This is a genomic window from Desulfuromonas carbonis (assembly GCF_054658035.1).
In genome coordinates, this window is the sequence record NZ_BAAHXR010000002.1 from 374,200 (window position 1) to 387,425 (window position 13,226).

General features: G+C 60.3%; 15 protein-coding genes. 5 read left to right on the forward strand and 10 right to left on the reverse strand.

The features are described from left to right. Positions 1-24 precede the first annotated feature (24 nt). Genes ACYQ8E_RS04025 through ACYQ8E_RS04040 form a run of 4 tightly spaced genes read left to right on the forward strand, consistent with a single transcriptional unit; the run spans position 25 to position 2,156 of the window. Positions 25-888 carry a YitT family protein gene (locus tag ACYQ8E_RS04025; RefSeq protein WP_066727248.1) on the forward strand — a complete coding sequence of 288 codons (864 nt, stop codon included), beginning with the start codon at positions 25-27 and terminating at the stop codon, positions 886-888. Continuing rightward, positions 888-1,187 carry a GIY-YIG nuclease family protein gene (locus tag ACYQ8E_RS04030; protein ID WP_459860163.1) on the forward strand — a complete coding sequence of 100 codons (300 nt, stop codon included), beginning with the start codon at positions 888-890 and terminating at the stop codon, positions 1,185-1,187. Before ACYQ8E_RS04025 ends, ACYQ8E_RS04030 begins: the two co-directional genes overlap by 1 nt. After that, positions 1,184-1,666 (forward strand): YchJ family protein, encoded by a 483-nt coding sequence (locus tag ACYQ8E_RS04035; protein WP_066727254.1) that lies wholly within the window; start codon positions 1,184-1,186, stop codon positions 1,664-1,666. Before ACYQ8E_RS04030 ends, ACYQ8E_RS04035 begins: the two co-directional genes overlap by 4 nt. A 7-nt stretch (positions 1,667-1,673) precedes the next feature. Continuing rightward, entirely contained in the window at positions 1,674-2,156 is a 483-nt protein-coding gene (locus tag ACYQ8E_RS04040; protein ID WP_066727256.1) for a GreA/GreB family elongation factor, read from the forward strand. Between the two features lie 249 nt (positions 2,157-2,405). Here ACYQ8E_RS04040 and ACYQ8E_RS04045 read toward each other — a convergent pair whose 3' ends face one another. The 5 genes from ACYQ8E_RS04045 to ACYQ8E_RS04065 all read right to left on the reverse strand — a co-directional run bounded on the left by ACYQ8E_RS04045 (position 2,406) and on the right by ACYQ8E_RS04065 (position 7,407). Beyond that, on the reverse strand, positions 2,406-3,533 hold the full coding sequence (locus ACYQ8E_RS04045) for an NADH:flavin oxidoreductase (protein ID WP_459860165.1): 1,128 nt from the start codon (positions 3,531-3,533) through the stop codon (positions 2,406-2,408). A gap of 131 nt (positions 3,534-3,664) precedes the next feature. Continuing rightward, positions 3,665-4,846: a YbfB/YjiJ family MFS transporter gene (locus ACYQ8E_RS04050; protein ID WP_459860167.1), complete on the reverse strand. Its 1,182-nt coding sequence runs from the start codon at positions 4,844-4,846 to the stop codon at positions 3,665-3,667. Beyond that, complete coding sequence (locus ACYQ8E_RS04055) at positions 4,818-5,285, reverse strand: LEA/WHy family protein (RefSeq protein WP_459860169.1); 468 nt, start codon at positions 5,283-5,285, stop codon at positions 4,818-4,820. Before ACYQ8E_RS04055 ends, ACYQ8E_RS04050 begins: the two co-directional genes overlap by 29 nt. A 213-nt stretch (positions 5,286-5,498) precedes the next feature. After that, the gene (locus ACYQ8E_RS04060) at positions 5,499-6,089 is read right to left on the reverse strand and encodes a short chain dehydrogenase (RefSeq protein ID WP_459860170.1); all 591 of its coding nucleotides are present in this window, start codon (positions 6,087-6,089) and stop codon (positions 5,499-5,501) included. 154 nt (positions 6,090-6,243) lie between these two features. Then, positions 6,244-7,407 (reverse strand): GAF domain-containing protein, encoded by a 1,164-nt coding sequence (locus ACYQ8E_RS04065; RefSeq protein WP_459860172.1) that lies wholly within the window; start codon positions 7,405-7,407, stop codon positions 6,244-6,246. A gap of 329 nt (positions 7,408-7,736) precedes the next feature. On the opposite strand from ACYQ8E_RS04065, the gene ACYQ8E_RS04070 reads away from it, so the two are divergent. Further along, entirely contained in the window at positions 7,737-8,534 is a 798-nt protein-coding gene (locus ACYQ8E_RS04070) for an endonuclease/exonuclease/phosphatase family protein (RefSeq protein ID WP_459860173.1), read from the forward strand. Between the two features lie 36 nt (positions 8,535-8,570). On the opposite strand, the gene ACYQ8E_RS04075 is transcribed toward ACYQ8E_RS04070, so the two are convergent. The 5 genes from ACYQ8E_RS04075 to ACYQ8E_RS04095 form a co-directional block, all read right to left on the reverse strand. Next, positions 8,571-8,993, reverse strand: a complete 423-nt coding sequence (locus ACYQ8E_RS04075; protein WP_459860175.1) for a DUF4019 domain-containing protein — start codon at positions 8,991-8,993, stop codon at positions 8,571-8,573. A gap of 219 nt (positions 8,994-9,212) precedes the next feature. Further along, the gene (locus ACYQ8E_RS04080; protein WP_459860485.1) at positions 9,213-10,499 is read right to left on the reverse strand and encodes a uracil-xanthine permease family protein; all 1,287 of its coding nucleotides are present in this window, start codon (positions 10,497-10,499) and stop codon (positions 9,213-9,215) included. A gap of 30 nt (positions 10,500-10,529) precedes the next feature. Then, on the reverse strand, positions 10,530-11,156 hold the full coding sequence (gene upp / locus ACYQ8E_RS04085) for a uracil phosphoribosyltransferase (RefSeq protein WP_459860177.1): 627 nt from the start codon (positions 11,154-11,156) through the stop codon (positions 10,530-10,532). A 37-nt stretch (positions 11,157-11,193) separates the two neighbouring features. Then, positions 11,194-11,571 (reverse strand): hypothetical protein, encoded by a 378-nt coding sequence (locus ACYQ8E_RS04090; RefSeq protein WP_459860179.1) that lies wholly within the window; start codon positions 11,569-11,571, stop codon positions 11,194-11,196. A 524-nt stretch (positions 11,572-12,095) separates the two neighbouring features. Then, entirely contained in the window at positions 12,096-12,854 is a 759-nt protein-coding gene (locus tag ACYQ8E_RS04095; RefSeq protein WP_459860181.1) for a formate/nitrite transporter family protein, read from the reverse strand. Positions 12,855-13,226 lie beyond the last annotated feature (372 nt).

A 13,226-nucleotide genomic window follows, 5' to 3' on the forward strand; every position in this document is an offset into this window, starting at 1 on the left:
ACTGCTTTTCAAAAGGATTCCATCATGAGCGCAGCAAGAGGCCGCCTCGCCTATTCGATCTTCTGGAACTGCGGCCTGATCACCATCGGCACCCTGATCCAGGCTATCGCCCTGAAGGCGGTTGCCATTCCCCACCACTTCGTTCCCGGCGGTCTCTTTGGGGTCGCTTCGCTGCTCTATTACAAGACCGGCCTTCTCAACCCCGGGCTCCTCTACCTGGTCCTCAACGTGCCGATGTTCATCCTCGGCTACATCTATATTACCCGCCGTTTCCTCGGCTACAGCGCCCTGGCGATGGGCTTGATCACCCTCTTTTACCAGCTGATCGATTTCCAGATCACGATCAGCAGCCAGCTCTACGCCGCCCTCGTCTTCGGTGCCCTCCTCGGCGTCGGCGCCGGCATGGTATTGCGTTCCCTCGGTTCCAACGGCGGCCTCGACGTCGCCGCCGTGATCCTAAACCAGAAGTTCAATATCGGGGTCGGCAAAGTTTATTTCTCCTTCAACCTCCTCCTCTTCTCTCTCAGTTTCGTCGGCATCGACAACGACCTGGTCATCGCCTCGATCATTGCCGTCTTTGTCTGCTCGGCCGCGGTCGACTACGTCCTCTCCATGTTCAACCAGCGCAAGCTCGCTTTCATTGTTTCGGAGAAACCGGATGCGATCGCCGACCGGGTCATGACCCACCTGAAGATCGGTACCACTATGCTGCCCGCTGTCGGCACTTACCAGAAACGGGAGAAAAAGGTGCTGATGGTCGTCATCAACAACATCCAGCTCAAACGCCTGGAGGAGATCGTCTTTACCACCGACAGCTATGCCCTCTTCATCGTCGAGAATACCTTCAGCGTCCTCGGCTCGACCTTTTCGCGGCGCAAAATCTACTGATGACGAGGAACTGGCAGGTTTACATTCTGCTCTGTTCGGACGGCTCGTTCTACACCGGCATTACCACCGACATGGAACGCCGGCTGCTCGAACATGGTGCCGGACGCGGCGCCCGTTACTGTCGCGGCCGTACCCCGCTAAAGCTGGTTTTTCTGGAGACCGGCCACGATCGCAGCAGCGCCAGCCGTCGGGAAGCGCAGATCAAGGGACTGCACGCTGAAGCCAAGCGGCAGCTGATTGCCGGTGAAAAGCCGGTGCCAAACCTCGCACAACCAACCGTAAAGGAGTCCCCAGCATGAGCACCTGTCCCTGCGGCAGTGGACGCGACTACGCCGCCTGCTGCGAACCGATCATCGCCGGCCGCACACCGGCCGCTACTCCGGAACAGCTGATGCGGGCCCGCTACAGTGCCCACGTCAAGGTCGAGATCGATTTCCTCTATGCCAGCACCCATCCCGATCACCGCGAGGGATACGACCACGAAGGGACCCGGACCTGGGCGCAGGATTCCGAATGGCATGGCCTCCAGATTCTCGAAACGGTGGACGGTGGTACTGGCGCCAAGGAAGGCGAGGTCGAATTTGTCGCCCGGTTTCGCGACCAGAGCGGTCTGCGTAGCCACCACGAGCGCGCCCGGTTTCTGAAAAAATCGGGCAAATGGCTCTTTACCGAGGGGGTGATGGTCAAAGCAAAACCCCTCTCCGTCGAAAAGATCGGCCGCAACGATCCCTGCCCCTGCGGCAGCGGTGCCAAGTACAAGAAGTGCTGCGGGAAATAGGTCGCTGATGACCAAGGCATGTCTGCTGGAGATGATTGTCACAAGCCTGAGCGTCGACCTGACAACCCTCACCGAGGCCGCCCGGGCCGCCCACGCCGCCGCCACCCATGAGGAGTGCCAGCCCGACAACAAGTACGACACCACCGGGCTGGAGGCTTCCTACATCGCCCAGGGACAGGCCAACCGAGCAGCTGAGGTCCGCCGCGCCCTGGAACGCTACCGGGCTCTGGAGTTGCGTTCCTTCGATGCCGGATCGCCGGTGCGCCTGACGGCACTGGTAACCCTCGAAGCCGAGGATGGCAGCCGCCGTCAGGTATTTCTTGGGCCGGATGCCGGTGGTTTGAAGCTGGCAGGACCGACCGGGGAGATCATCATCGTTACCATCGAGTCCCCGTTAGGGCGGGCGCTGCTGGGAAGGGTTGTGGGTGAGGAGATCGAAACCGGCAATGGGGGAAGCCGCAAGAATTTCACGATAGTGACTGTCGCCTGACATGTCGTCACGATCGGCCATAGTCTCAGGCCGTCCGACATTATGACCTGAAAATACGTCGGCCCCGGGAAAAATCCCGGGGCCGACGACTATTTATGCATTATTTGAGAATCGGTCGAGGGGTGGTATCCGAGTTGGGGGGCAGCAGCGTTCTCAACGATAGGCAAAAAATGCCAAGGGACACTCTGTCATGAGTGTCCCTTGGCATTTCAATGATGGGAAGGATCGGTTCAGGTGGGCGAAAAGACCTTACACCTGAATCGAACGGTTCTCGGCTTCGATTTTATCAACGACGCAGTAAACCCCATCCCCTCTCATTCCGGGACGAAAGCAGCCGTTGCAGGAGATGCAGGTAGAGCGATAGCTCTCGTCAATCCGCAGGCGGTTTGGAAAATCCGGTTCGCGAATCAATGGCCGCGAGAAAGAGAAAAAATCGGCCTCATCTTCCTGCAAGAGCCGCTGCAAAACTGTGCCGGAGCGCAATCCGCCGACCACCATGATCGGAACTGGAACCGCCTCCTTGAGCCGGCGGGCATAGCGAGAGTTGTACGCTTCCTGCTCCGGCTCATTGATCTCCTGGCGTACCGGAGTACTCTTCCCCGATGCAGCGGTGCCGGAGCTGACCTCGATAGCGTCGATACCGAGTTCCCCGAGGCGTTGTGCGATCTGCATCGCCTCGCCAAATTCAAGCCCTTCCGGCAGGTGATCGGCAGCGGTCAGCTTGATGGTCAGGGGGAAATCGTGACCGACTTCCGCCCTCGCCGCGACGCAGACCTCTTCGAGGAAGCGCATGCGTCTTTCGAGAACACCACCGTAGCCATCGCTGCGCCGGTTCATCAACGGTGAGAGGAACTGGTTGATCAGGTAGCCGTGGGCGCCGTGCAATTGTACCCCGTCGAAACCGGCCTGCTGCGCCCGCCGCGCCCCGGCAGCGAAGGCCGCCACCAGCTCTCCAATTTCGGTAGCCGCCACTTCCCGCGGCATCTCCGGGTAGTTGGGGGCCTTCAGAGCGGTCGGCGCCAGCGGCGTCGTGCCGATCATCTTGGCCGTGCACTGAGCACCGGCGTGAACCAGCTGGCAAAAGATTTTTCCGCCTTCCTCGTGGACTGCAGCGGTCAACTGGCGCAGCGGCTCAATAAGGCTGTCGTTGTCGATCCCCATCTTGCCGGGGAGCTGCTTGCCATCGAAGCGGACATAGGTATAGCCGGAGATGATCAGCCCTATCCCGCCTCGTGCCAGCTGGCGGTAAAGCTCGACCAGCCGCGGTTTGGGCTGACCGTTCGCATCGCACAGTCCTTCCCAGGTGGCGCTGCGCACCAGGCGGTTGGGCAGCTTGAGGTTTCCGATTTGGATGTGGTCAAAGAGGGATTTGGCCATCTGGGGAACTCCTTTGGCTGGCAGGGGATCGATTCAGGGGAAGAATTATAGCGCCTCGGGGCCGAGGCTGCCAGCCCGGTTAGCAGCAACAGCCCGATTCGCAGTAAACCGGCAGCAGCACTTGAAGGCGTTCAAAGGTAGTTGCGGTCAATGAGTACCAAAAAAGCACCGAGAAGGACGCAGCCTGTGGCCAGTCCGAGCGGCAGGGTAAAGCCGTCACTGCGGTCGGCGAGGGTCCCGGCCAGAACCGGACCGAGGATCTGGCCGAGGCTGAAACAGACCGTTAAAATGGCGGTGGCGCGGCGGCCGTCCGCCGGCGAGCGCCGGTTCCCTTCGGCGAGGGTCAGGGCGACGATGCCGAGAAAGGTGCCGCCGAAGCTGACCGCGGCGAAGAGGACTGCACCGATGCTGGTCGCTCCGATGCTGACGAAAATACCGGCGGCCTGAAGCAGGTAAGCGCAGAGCAGCGCCTGCTTGGTGCCGATGCGGCGGGCGAGCCGGGGCCAGAGGATGGTTGACGGCAGTGCGGCGATGCCGGTGGCGACCCAGCTGTAGGGGGAGAAGGCGGCAAGACCCGGGGTGACAGCGATGATGGCGACGATGAAAGTGGCGGTGACGATATAGCCGAGCCCCTGGAAGAAGTAGGAGCCGGCAAGCAGCCAGAGGCTTTTAGGACCGCCCAGCGTCGGCGCGCTCCCCTGGGCCAGGACCTGGACCAGGTTTCCCTGGCGACCGAGGCGCAGCCCAACCGTTGCGCAGAGGGCGGCGAGCAGTCCCAGTCCCAGCCAGCTGCCGCTCCAGCCACCGAGCTGGTCGAGGAGGGGCACCGCCAGCCCACTCAGGGCAATGCCGATGCCGATCCCGCCGTAGAGCGCGCCGATCCAGTGGCCGAAGCCGCGCCGGGTCAGCGCCTCGACAACTTCCGCCGAGATAACGATGAAGAGGATAGCACTGGCGACCCCGCCGCCCAGACGCATCGCCCCCCACCACAGGGGCGATTTCCCCACGCCCATCAGCAGGGTGGTGGCGATGCTGGCGACGAGGGCGCCGCCGGTGATCAGCGGGATGCGCAGCAGGCGGGGATAAAGGGAGCAGCCGACCGCACCCGCGAGATAGCCGAGGTAGTTGAGCCCGGCGAGCCAGCCGGCGAGCGTGTTGCTGAGGGGGAGGTCGCGCTGCATCAGCGGCAGCACCGGGGTGAAGGCAAAGCGGCCGATCCCCATGGCGACCACCATGCCAAGCATGCCGCCGAGCAGGATCTTCAGCGCGTCGCGCTCAGCCGAACTACGGTTGGCCGGCAAGGTTGATCTCACCCTTCTCCTGGAGATGAATACGCGGCCGCAGGGCGCCAATATCGAGCTTGGCGTCGAGCTCGTAAGGGACGATGCCCTGTGGCTGGTTGACCAGAGAGGCGAGAAGGCGGATGCTGCGCAGCAGGTCGGTGGTGGCGGTCAGGGTCACCTCCCCTTCGCCGTAGACGGCGATCTCCGGAAGGTCGCTGGTCGCTCCGGTCAGCACCTTCTGGCCACCGAGGGTCACCGAGTAGACGATGCCGTCGAGCTTGAGTGGGGTGCGGTTGGGATTGACGATGTGCAGGCCGATCTCGAAGCGCGGCGCCATCCCTTCGGAGGGGAGGAACCTGAAGGAGGAGAGTCCCACAGTCGGCTCTTCGAAGCCCGGGCCGAGGCCGGCGCAGCCGAAGACCAGCAGGCAGGCGGCGAGGCAGAAAAACTTTTGGGCGAGCTTGACCATGCGATACCTCAATTCAATAAAAACTGCACCAAACAGAGGGCGATTCGCGCGGTTCAGTTCGGATCAAGTCTGATTGCGTTCGGATTCAGCCAAACTCCAAGCCGGCCTCATGCAACGAGGTGTGAGAGGGCTGTTCTTTGCTCTTTCCGAACTGGAATCCGAAGTGATCAGATTTTATCCACGAGAAACTGCCCGGGCCTTTGCTGCTCCGTTTCAGGGAGAAATCACCTCCCCCGACCGTCTTTCCTCGACGCTCAGCTGGTAGGCTTTGGCCACCTGGGCCGCCGGCATGCCGGGCAAAGGATCTTTGCCCATCTTCGCCAGCGTCTCCCGCACCCACGGCGGGCTGACGACGTTGACCCTGATTTTGCGGTCCATCTCCAGAGCCGCGGCCCGCGCAAACCCTTCCAACCCGGCGTTCACCAAGCTGATCGCCGCGCTTCCCAACATCGGCTTTTGCGCCAGGATGCCGCTGGTCAGGGTAAAGGAGCCGCCGTCGGCGATGAACTCTCTGCCGATGCGGACCAGGTTCACCTGGCCCATCAGCTTGTTGGCCAGGCAGAAGTCAAAGTCTTCGTCGCTCAACTCGGCCAACGCGTTGAAGCGCGCCTGCCCTGCCGCACTGACCACGGCGTCGAATTTTCCTGCACGGGTAAACATCTTCTTTATGGAGTCGGGGGAGGAAATGTCGACGGTCAGGTCGCTGTTCGATCGGGAAGCTTTAATGACTTCGTGGTTCAGGGAGAGAAGATCGTAGACGGCGCTGCCGATCGTTCCGTTGCCGCCGATGAGTATGATGCGCATGGAATACCTCCTAGGCTGGATAACGGGCTTGGTCTCCAGTTTATCACCCTTTGCCGGAGTCCGACCAAACGACCAATAAAAAAGGGCAGCCGATTTTCCCAAGTGGCCTGCCCCTGTTCCGAATCTTGCTCAAAAGCGTTGGGATCCCCATGGCTCAATCCTGCATATACCCCAGGGTGGCCGCCCAGAAGGAGAGATCGTTCCGGGTCTTTTCGTAAAGCCGGGCGTTCATGATAGCAATCCCGGCGATTTCGGCCAAGGCCGAGAGGAAGGTGATCTCCTCCTGGCTGTACTGGCGTTTTTCGGCGCTGTAGAGGCGCAGAACGCCGACCACGCGATGGCGGGCGACGATCGGCATCGAGAGGATCGATTCGATCCCTTCGGCGACGGTTTCGGCCGGATACTCGAGACGCGGGTCATTGGCGGTGTCGAGGATCAGCACCGGGCGACCGGCGAGGGTCTCGGCGATGCTCTGGTCGGTGTGGGGCTGCCCCTTGGCGAGAAACTTGGCGCTGAGGCCGGTGGTGGCGATCAGTTCCAGCTCGTGGGTCGTCTCATTGCGCAGACGCAGTGCGCTCGCCTTGACTTTCATGATGCTGACCACCTGCTCGACGATCAACTGCACCACCTGTTTCGATTCGCGGGTCGAGAGGACGGCGCGGGTGATTTCGTGCAGGGTGCGGAAATAGGCCAGGCTCCTGGCGGAATCGACCGGCATGAAACAGGCGGCGCCGAGGGTCGGCTCGCCGAAATCGACGCTGGTCGGCTGGTCGACGCCGATCTCGGTGAACAGGGCGGAGAGCTTGTCTCCTTCCGCCTGGCTGAGGCGGGCGTTGGAGATCGCCAGTCCGCCCATTTCAGCGAGGGCGGAGACGAATTCAAGATCCTCGGCGCTGTAATTGCGCGGTCGCGAGCTGTAAAGACGCAGCACGCCGATGACCTTGTCAGCGGCGATCACCGGCACCGAGAGGACGGTGTTGATCCCCTCGGAGCGCATCTCCTCCGGGTACTGGATACGCCGATCTTCGGGGGCGTTTTTGATGCAGACCGGCCGGCCGGCGAGGACTTCCGGGATGCTCTGATCGGCATTGAGCGCACCCTTGTTGAGGTAGGCGTCACTGAGGCCGAAGGAGGCGACCTGCTTGAGGCTGTTGCTCTCCTCGTCGATCAGTCGCAGGCTCCCCCCTTTGATATCGAGGGCGGCGACGGTGCGCTGCACCAGCGAGTCGAGAATCGCCTGCAGGTTGTCGGCAGAAAGGATCGCCTGCGCCGTTTCAAAAAAGAGCCGGAAGTACTCGTTGGGATTGGTCTGCGGCATGAATTTCCTCCCTCAGGGGTTTCCCTGGGACAAAGCCTTAACCAGCCTCGTCGATAATTTCTGCAAAAAGGCAAACGCCGCCCCTCAGCAGCGGGCTGAAAGGCGGCGATTATGTTCGCATGATGGAATCGGTTCTTGATCCCCCATTAGAACCTTCAAAGATGGAATTTCAAAGAGTTACAAATTTATAGCCGGTTAGCTGCGCTGTTGTCAATCGCGGAAAAGCCGGATCGGTCGCCGCGCATCCTTCCAGGCAGGGCGATGTCGTGGAGAAACGGCGACCTTGAGTTATGCCGAGAGAGTGCTTAACTCCATGAGGAGGTGCCACCATGCGGTTTATCCTCTACAACATTCGCTACGGGACTGGTCCCAGGGTCCACCAGTACGTCGGTTCTTCGCGCAAGAACCTGGTGCGGATAGCGACCTTTCTGCGCGACCTCGAACCGGACCTGGTCGGCTTGGTCGAGGTCGACCATGGCTCCTATCGCACCGGCGGTGCAAACCAGAGCCTGCTGCTGGCTGAGTCCCTCGGGCATTACCATTCCCACTCGGTCAAATACGGCCACGGATCGCTGTGGCGCCATGTGCCGTTGCTGAAAACCCAGGGGAACGCCTTCCTCGCCCGCAACCGGATTCGCAACGAAACCTTCCACTACTTTCAGCAGGGAATGAAGCGGCTGGTAATCGAACTCGACCTGGAACACCTGGTGGTCTTCCTGGTCCATCTCTCCCTTGGCGGGCGCGCCCGCCATCAACAGCTGAACGCCCTCTACGACCTGGTGCGCCAGACCACCAGGCCCTGTCTGGTGGCGGGAGATTTCAACATGCTCTGGGGAGAACGGGAGATCGACCTCTTCCTGGCCGCCACCGGGCTTCAGAATGCCAATACTGCCGGCCTGGCGACCTTCCCCAGTCATAGCCCCCAGCGTCACCTCGACTTCGTCCTCCATAGCAGGGAAATCAAGGTACAGGACTTTCAGGTGCCCCAGGTCCCCTACTCCGATCATCTCCCCCTGGTGGTTGATTTCGATGTCGAAGTTTCCCGGGAACGGCGTAAAGAGCCGCGGCCGTCTCATTGCTACTGTCCGCCCTGGCGCAGTCTTCCCACCCAGGGGGACCTGGAGTGAGAACGGATCAATCGGGGGATCGATAGGGAGCAGGACTCAGTTGCAGATGTAATCGCTTACCCGCCAGAATCCATTCGCATCCGCCGTAACGGCAACGATCTCGGTGGTTTGCCGCTTGTGGGCAAAAGATGACTGGAAAACGATCACCAGATAAACACCATCGGGGTTTTTAGGGTAAGAGTTCTTGGAGACAGCCTTGCTCGCCACCCGGTTAACCAGGGGACCGTAAAAGGATCTTTGCGTGGCGATGCTCGCCACCCACCTCTCCCGCTGCTGGAAGCTGCGGTGAAAGGAACTGGTCGCATCAAAGGCCGCCGCGATATCGCCTTGATCGAGCAGGGCGAGGAAGGCCGTGGCAGACTCGAGCGCCGCGGTCTCGTTACCGTCTGATGCTGCGACTCGGGGCAGCCAGGCGCAGAGCAGAAGACTGCAAAAGAGAATCAGGATCTTTTTTTTCACTGGCTCCACCTGTCGTGCATGCCGCTGGTTATACCTCTAATCGAACCACGCGGTCATCATACCGACCGGTCCTGACGATTTTCTCACAAATTGCCACTACTGGTATGTCAGACCAATTTTTCAACCCAAAAAGCGACGGCCCGAAGGGACCGTCGCTTTTTGGGTTGCAGGGAGTCATGGATTGGCAGGGAGGGCAGCCACCGGGTTGCCGCAGGTGAATCAGTCCACGATCGGAATCGAATCGTCGGGCAGAGGTGAATCGAGTTTTTTCCCACGGGGCAGAAGCAGGTTGAGCAGAACGGCAAGCAGGCCGGCAAGGCCGATCCCCTGCAGCGCGAGACGGCCTATTTCAATCTTCATACCGCCGATACCGGCGACGATGGTCAGTGCCACGATGGTGAGGTTGCGCGGGGTCATCAAGTCTTCGCCGGAACGGACCAGGGTATTGAGCCCGACCACGGCGATGGCGCCGAAGAGGAGGATCATGATGCCACCCATGACCGGGGCCGGAACCGTCTGCAGCAAAGCGCCGACCTTGCCGACAAAAGAGAGGATGATCGCCGTCAGCGCCGCCCAGGTCATCACCCTGGGGTTAAACATGCGCGTCAGGGCGACGGCACCGGTCACTTCGCTGTAAGTGGTGTTGGGGGGGCCGCCGAGGCAGGCCGCCAGGGAGGTCGCCAGGCCGTCGCCGAGCAGGGTGCGGTGAACGCCAGGGTCCTTGATATAGTTCTTGCCGGTGACCGAACTGATCGCGAGCACGTCACCAAAATGCTCGATCGCCGGGGCGATCGCCACCGGCAGCATGAAGAAGATCGCCTCCAGGTTCCAGCTTGGCAGGACAAAGGCGGGCATCGCCAGCCAGGGAGCCGCGTTGACCGGGGTAAAGTCGACCACCCCGAGCACCAGGGCGGTCAGGTAGCCGGCAGCAAGGCCACAGAGAATCGGAATCAGGCGCAGGAAGCCGCGCCCGAGCAGCGAGGTCAGGATCGTGACCAGCAGCGAGATGCCGGAGAGGAGCATGGCGGTCTGCTCGGGAAAGAGTTGTGCCGAGCCGTCACCGGTGCGACCCATCGCCATGTGGACCGCCACCGGAGCGAGGATAAGGCCGATCACCATGATGACCGGTCCGGTCACCACCGGCGGAAAGATGTGACCCACCACACCGCTTCCCCGCACCTTCACCAGCAGGCTGAGAAGGAGATAGAATAGCCCGGCGGCGGCCAGGCCGCAGAGGGTGCCGGGAATCCCCCAGGTCTGCACGCCGTAAATCATCGGCGCGATGAACGCAAAGGAGGAAGCCAGGAAAACCGGCACCTTGCGCCCGGTGACCAGCTGAAAAACGAGGGTGCCGGCGCCAGCCGTGAAGAGAGCGACGTTGGGGTTGAAACCGGTCAGCAGCGGTACCAGTACCAGGGCGCCGAAGGCGACGAAGAGCATCTGCGCGCCGACAATCATCTCTTTCGGGTTGAAGGTGAGCAAAGCGTTATCCTGCGGCGCTTCCATCATTTCGTCTCCTGTGGGCCGGGGCCGGTATTATTTCGTGCCGAAAATCTTGTCCCCGGCATCGCCGAGGCCAGGAAGAATATAGCCTTTTTCGTTGAGGCACTGGTCGATGGCCGCGACATAGATTTCCACGTCCGGATGACTCTCCTGCAAGCGGCGGATCCCTTCCGGCGCTGCCACCAGGAAGAGCCCCTTGATCGACGTGCAGCCAGCCTCCTTGAGCAGATCGATGGTGGCGACCAGACTGCCACCGGTGGCCAGCATTGGGTCAACGATGAGGGCGGTGCGCTCTTTCATGCCGCGGGCCAGTTTTTTGTAGTAGCAGACCGGTTCTAGGGTCTCCTCGTTGCGGTAAAGGCCGACGACGCTGACTTTGGCACTGGGAATCAGGTCGAGGACCCCGTCCATCATACCGAGCCCGGCGCGCAGGATCGGCACTACGGTGATCTTTTTTCCCTTAATCTGGTCGACCGTCACCGGCCCGGCCCAGCCTTCAATTTTTCGTGGTTCGGTTTCGAGCCCCTTGGTCGCCTCGTAGGTCAAAAGTCGGGCGACTTCGGCGGCCAGGGCACGAAAGTCCTTGGTGGAGATATTTTTCTTGCGCATCAGTCCGAGCTTGTGCCGAACCAGCGGATGGCCGATTTCAAAGACGGGCATGGGAGCTCCTCGACAGGGATGGGATGACAAGGGGTAATTAGCAGATCGTGGTGCGAAGGGCAAGCAGATAGATGTCCCGGCAAACAGAAACCGACGTGGAAGGACCAGCTGGGATAGTGTCTCCACTCAGGAGTGGGTACTGTAGACCAGCCAGGCGCTGCCGGCCATGGATGGTCAAAAGATCGAGAGGGTAAATAATGGCGGCTGCCACCCGGTTATTTCCCCAGGCCCCCACATCTCCCCACATGCGACCCGCGGCGGCCGTAGTAACGTCGATCGCGGCGATGGCGAGCAGGATGCCGATGATGAAGAGGCTGGAGATGACGCAGGCGCGTCGGATGGGCATCTGCCCCTGACCATTGATAAATCCGACAATCAGCGGAATGCTCGCCAGGTGGCGGGGTGAGAGCCGCACGCAAAAAATGACCAGGGTATCGCCCCGGTCCTTGTTCCGGACATAAATGGGCCAGGAATAGCGTCTATTCCTGGCCCATTTCTTCGCATGCCGTTGGTTATAGCGGCCACGGGTTTTGCGTAGGATTCAAATTACGGCCCGACACTCTCACGAAGAAGTTCCGTGAGAGTCCTGCCGCAACAGGACATCATCTTGTTTTTCGCATCTTTCTCAGAATACTTCGTGTCACAGGTGTGGCAGATAAAAGCATTCTTTTCGGGGAGCTCTTCAACCGCTTTTGAAAACCTGTCATGGTATTGTTTGGTCATTTTATGGCCCTTTCTCCCTCCAGGTACAACACCTGATTCAAAACAGAAGGTCAATTATTGGGAAGGCGAAATTTTCACCTACCACGGTAATCGATGACCATTTCAACTGAGTTCAGCATAACATTATTAGGAAAATTAAACAACCCGCGGGGGGATCCTGGAGGAAGTCTGCACTCTTGCACAGGCCGTCGGACCCCGGACCGGTGCGCCATGCCCTCAATGGTCGGCAGAGGTTTTCTGGGTCTGGCGAATGTGACCGTAATTAAGCAGGGCGACAAAGATGCTGCCGCCAACCAGGTTGCCGAGAATGGTCATGCCGAGGAAACCAGCGACCTGGGACAACAGGAACTGGTCACTGATCAGGTAGGCGGTAAAAATTTCGACGCTACCGGCGATGGAGTGGTGCAGGCCACCGATTCCGATAATGAAGGTGACGATATATATCGATACCATCTGGCTCAGCGTAGGAGGCGTCGCCATGACCAGCCAGCCACCAAGGGCCATCAGCCAGCCAGCGAGCAGGGCACTGATGAAAAGAGCGCCGCCCCTGTACATGACCAGGTGATGGCCGATTTCGACATAGCCTGCTTCAGCAGCGATTACCGTGTCAGCAGCAACCAAAAAACCTGCGCTTATCAGGGCTCCGGACAGGTTGCCCGCGAGGACGATCCCCCACAAGCGCAGCAGCATCGCCGGGGTGCCACGGCGGTCGAGCACCGGGTATACGGCCGTGGCCGTATGCTCTGTGAAGAGCTGGGTGCCGCTCATGATGCAGAGCACAAAGCCCAAGGGGTAGACCAGGGCCGTCGCCAGCCGGGCCGGTACGTCCAGGTCGAGCAACAGCAGCTGCCCCTGAACACTCGCCACCGACATGGCGGTAAACCCGAGAATGAGACCTGCTGCCATGGCCGAGAGGAAGAGGGATAGCACTGGCCGCTGCAGCTGTTCCAGTCCCTCGGCGATGGCATTTTCCAAAATGTCATCCGGATGCCTTAACGACTCATCGGAACGTTTCAGAATGACAGGAACATAGTCCTGGTCCTCGGCTTCCCGCTCGACTTCCCGCTCCGTCTTGGTTTGGGGTTCAGCTTCGTGTTCATCGGAGCGTCCACCGGGCTCTGGAACGTTTTCTTTTCCATGCTGGTCTGCCAATTGGATCACTCTCCTTTCCATTGCTGCTCTAAATGATACCAGACCGGTCCGCGCAGTTTTTCATCGATGGGAAGGGTCGGGAACCTTTCCCTTCTCAATGGGTATGAAAGGTTCCCGGTCAGAAATCCTGGCGATTCATGGAATCCTGTATAATTGACGGGTACGATAACCACCTTTGCAGATTTAGCCCGACGG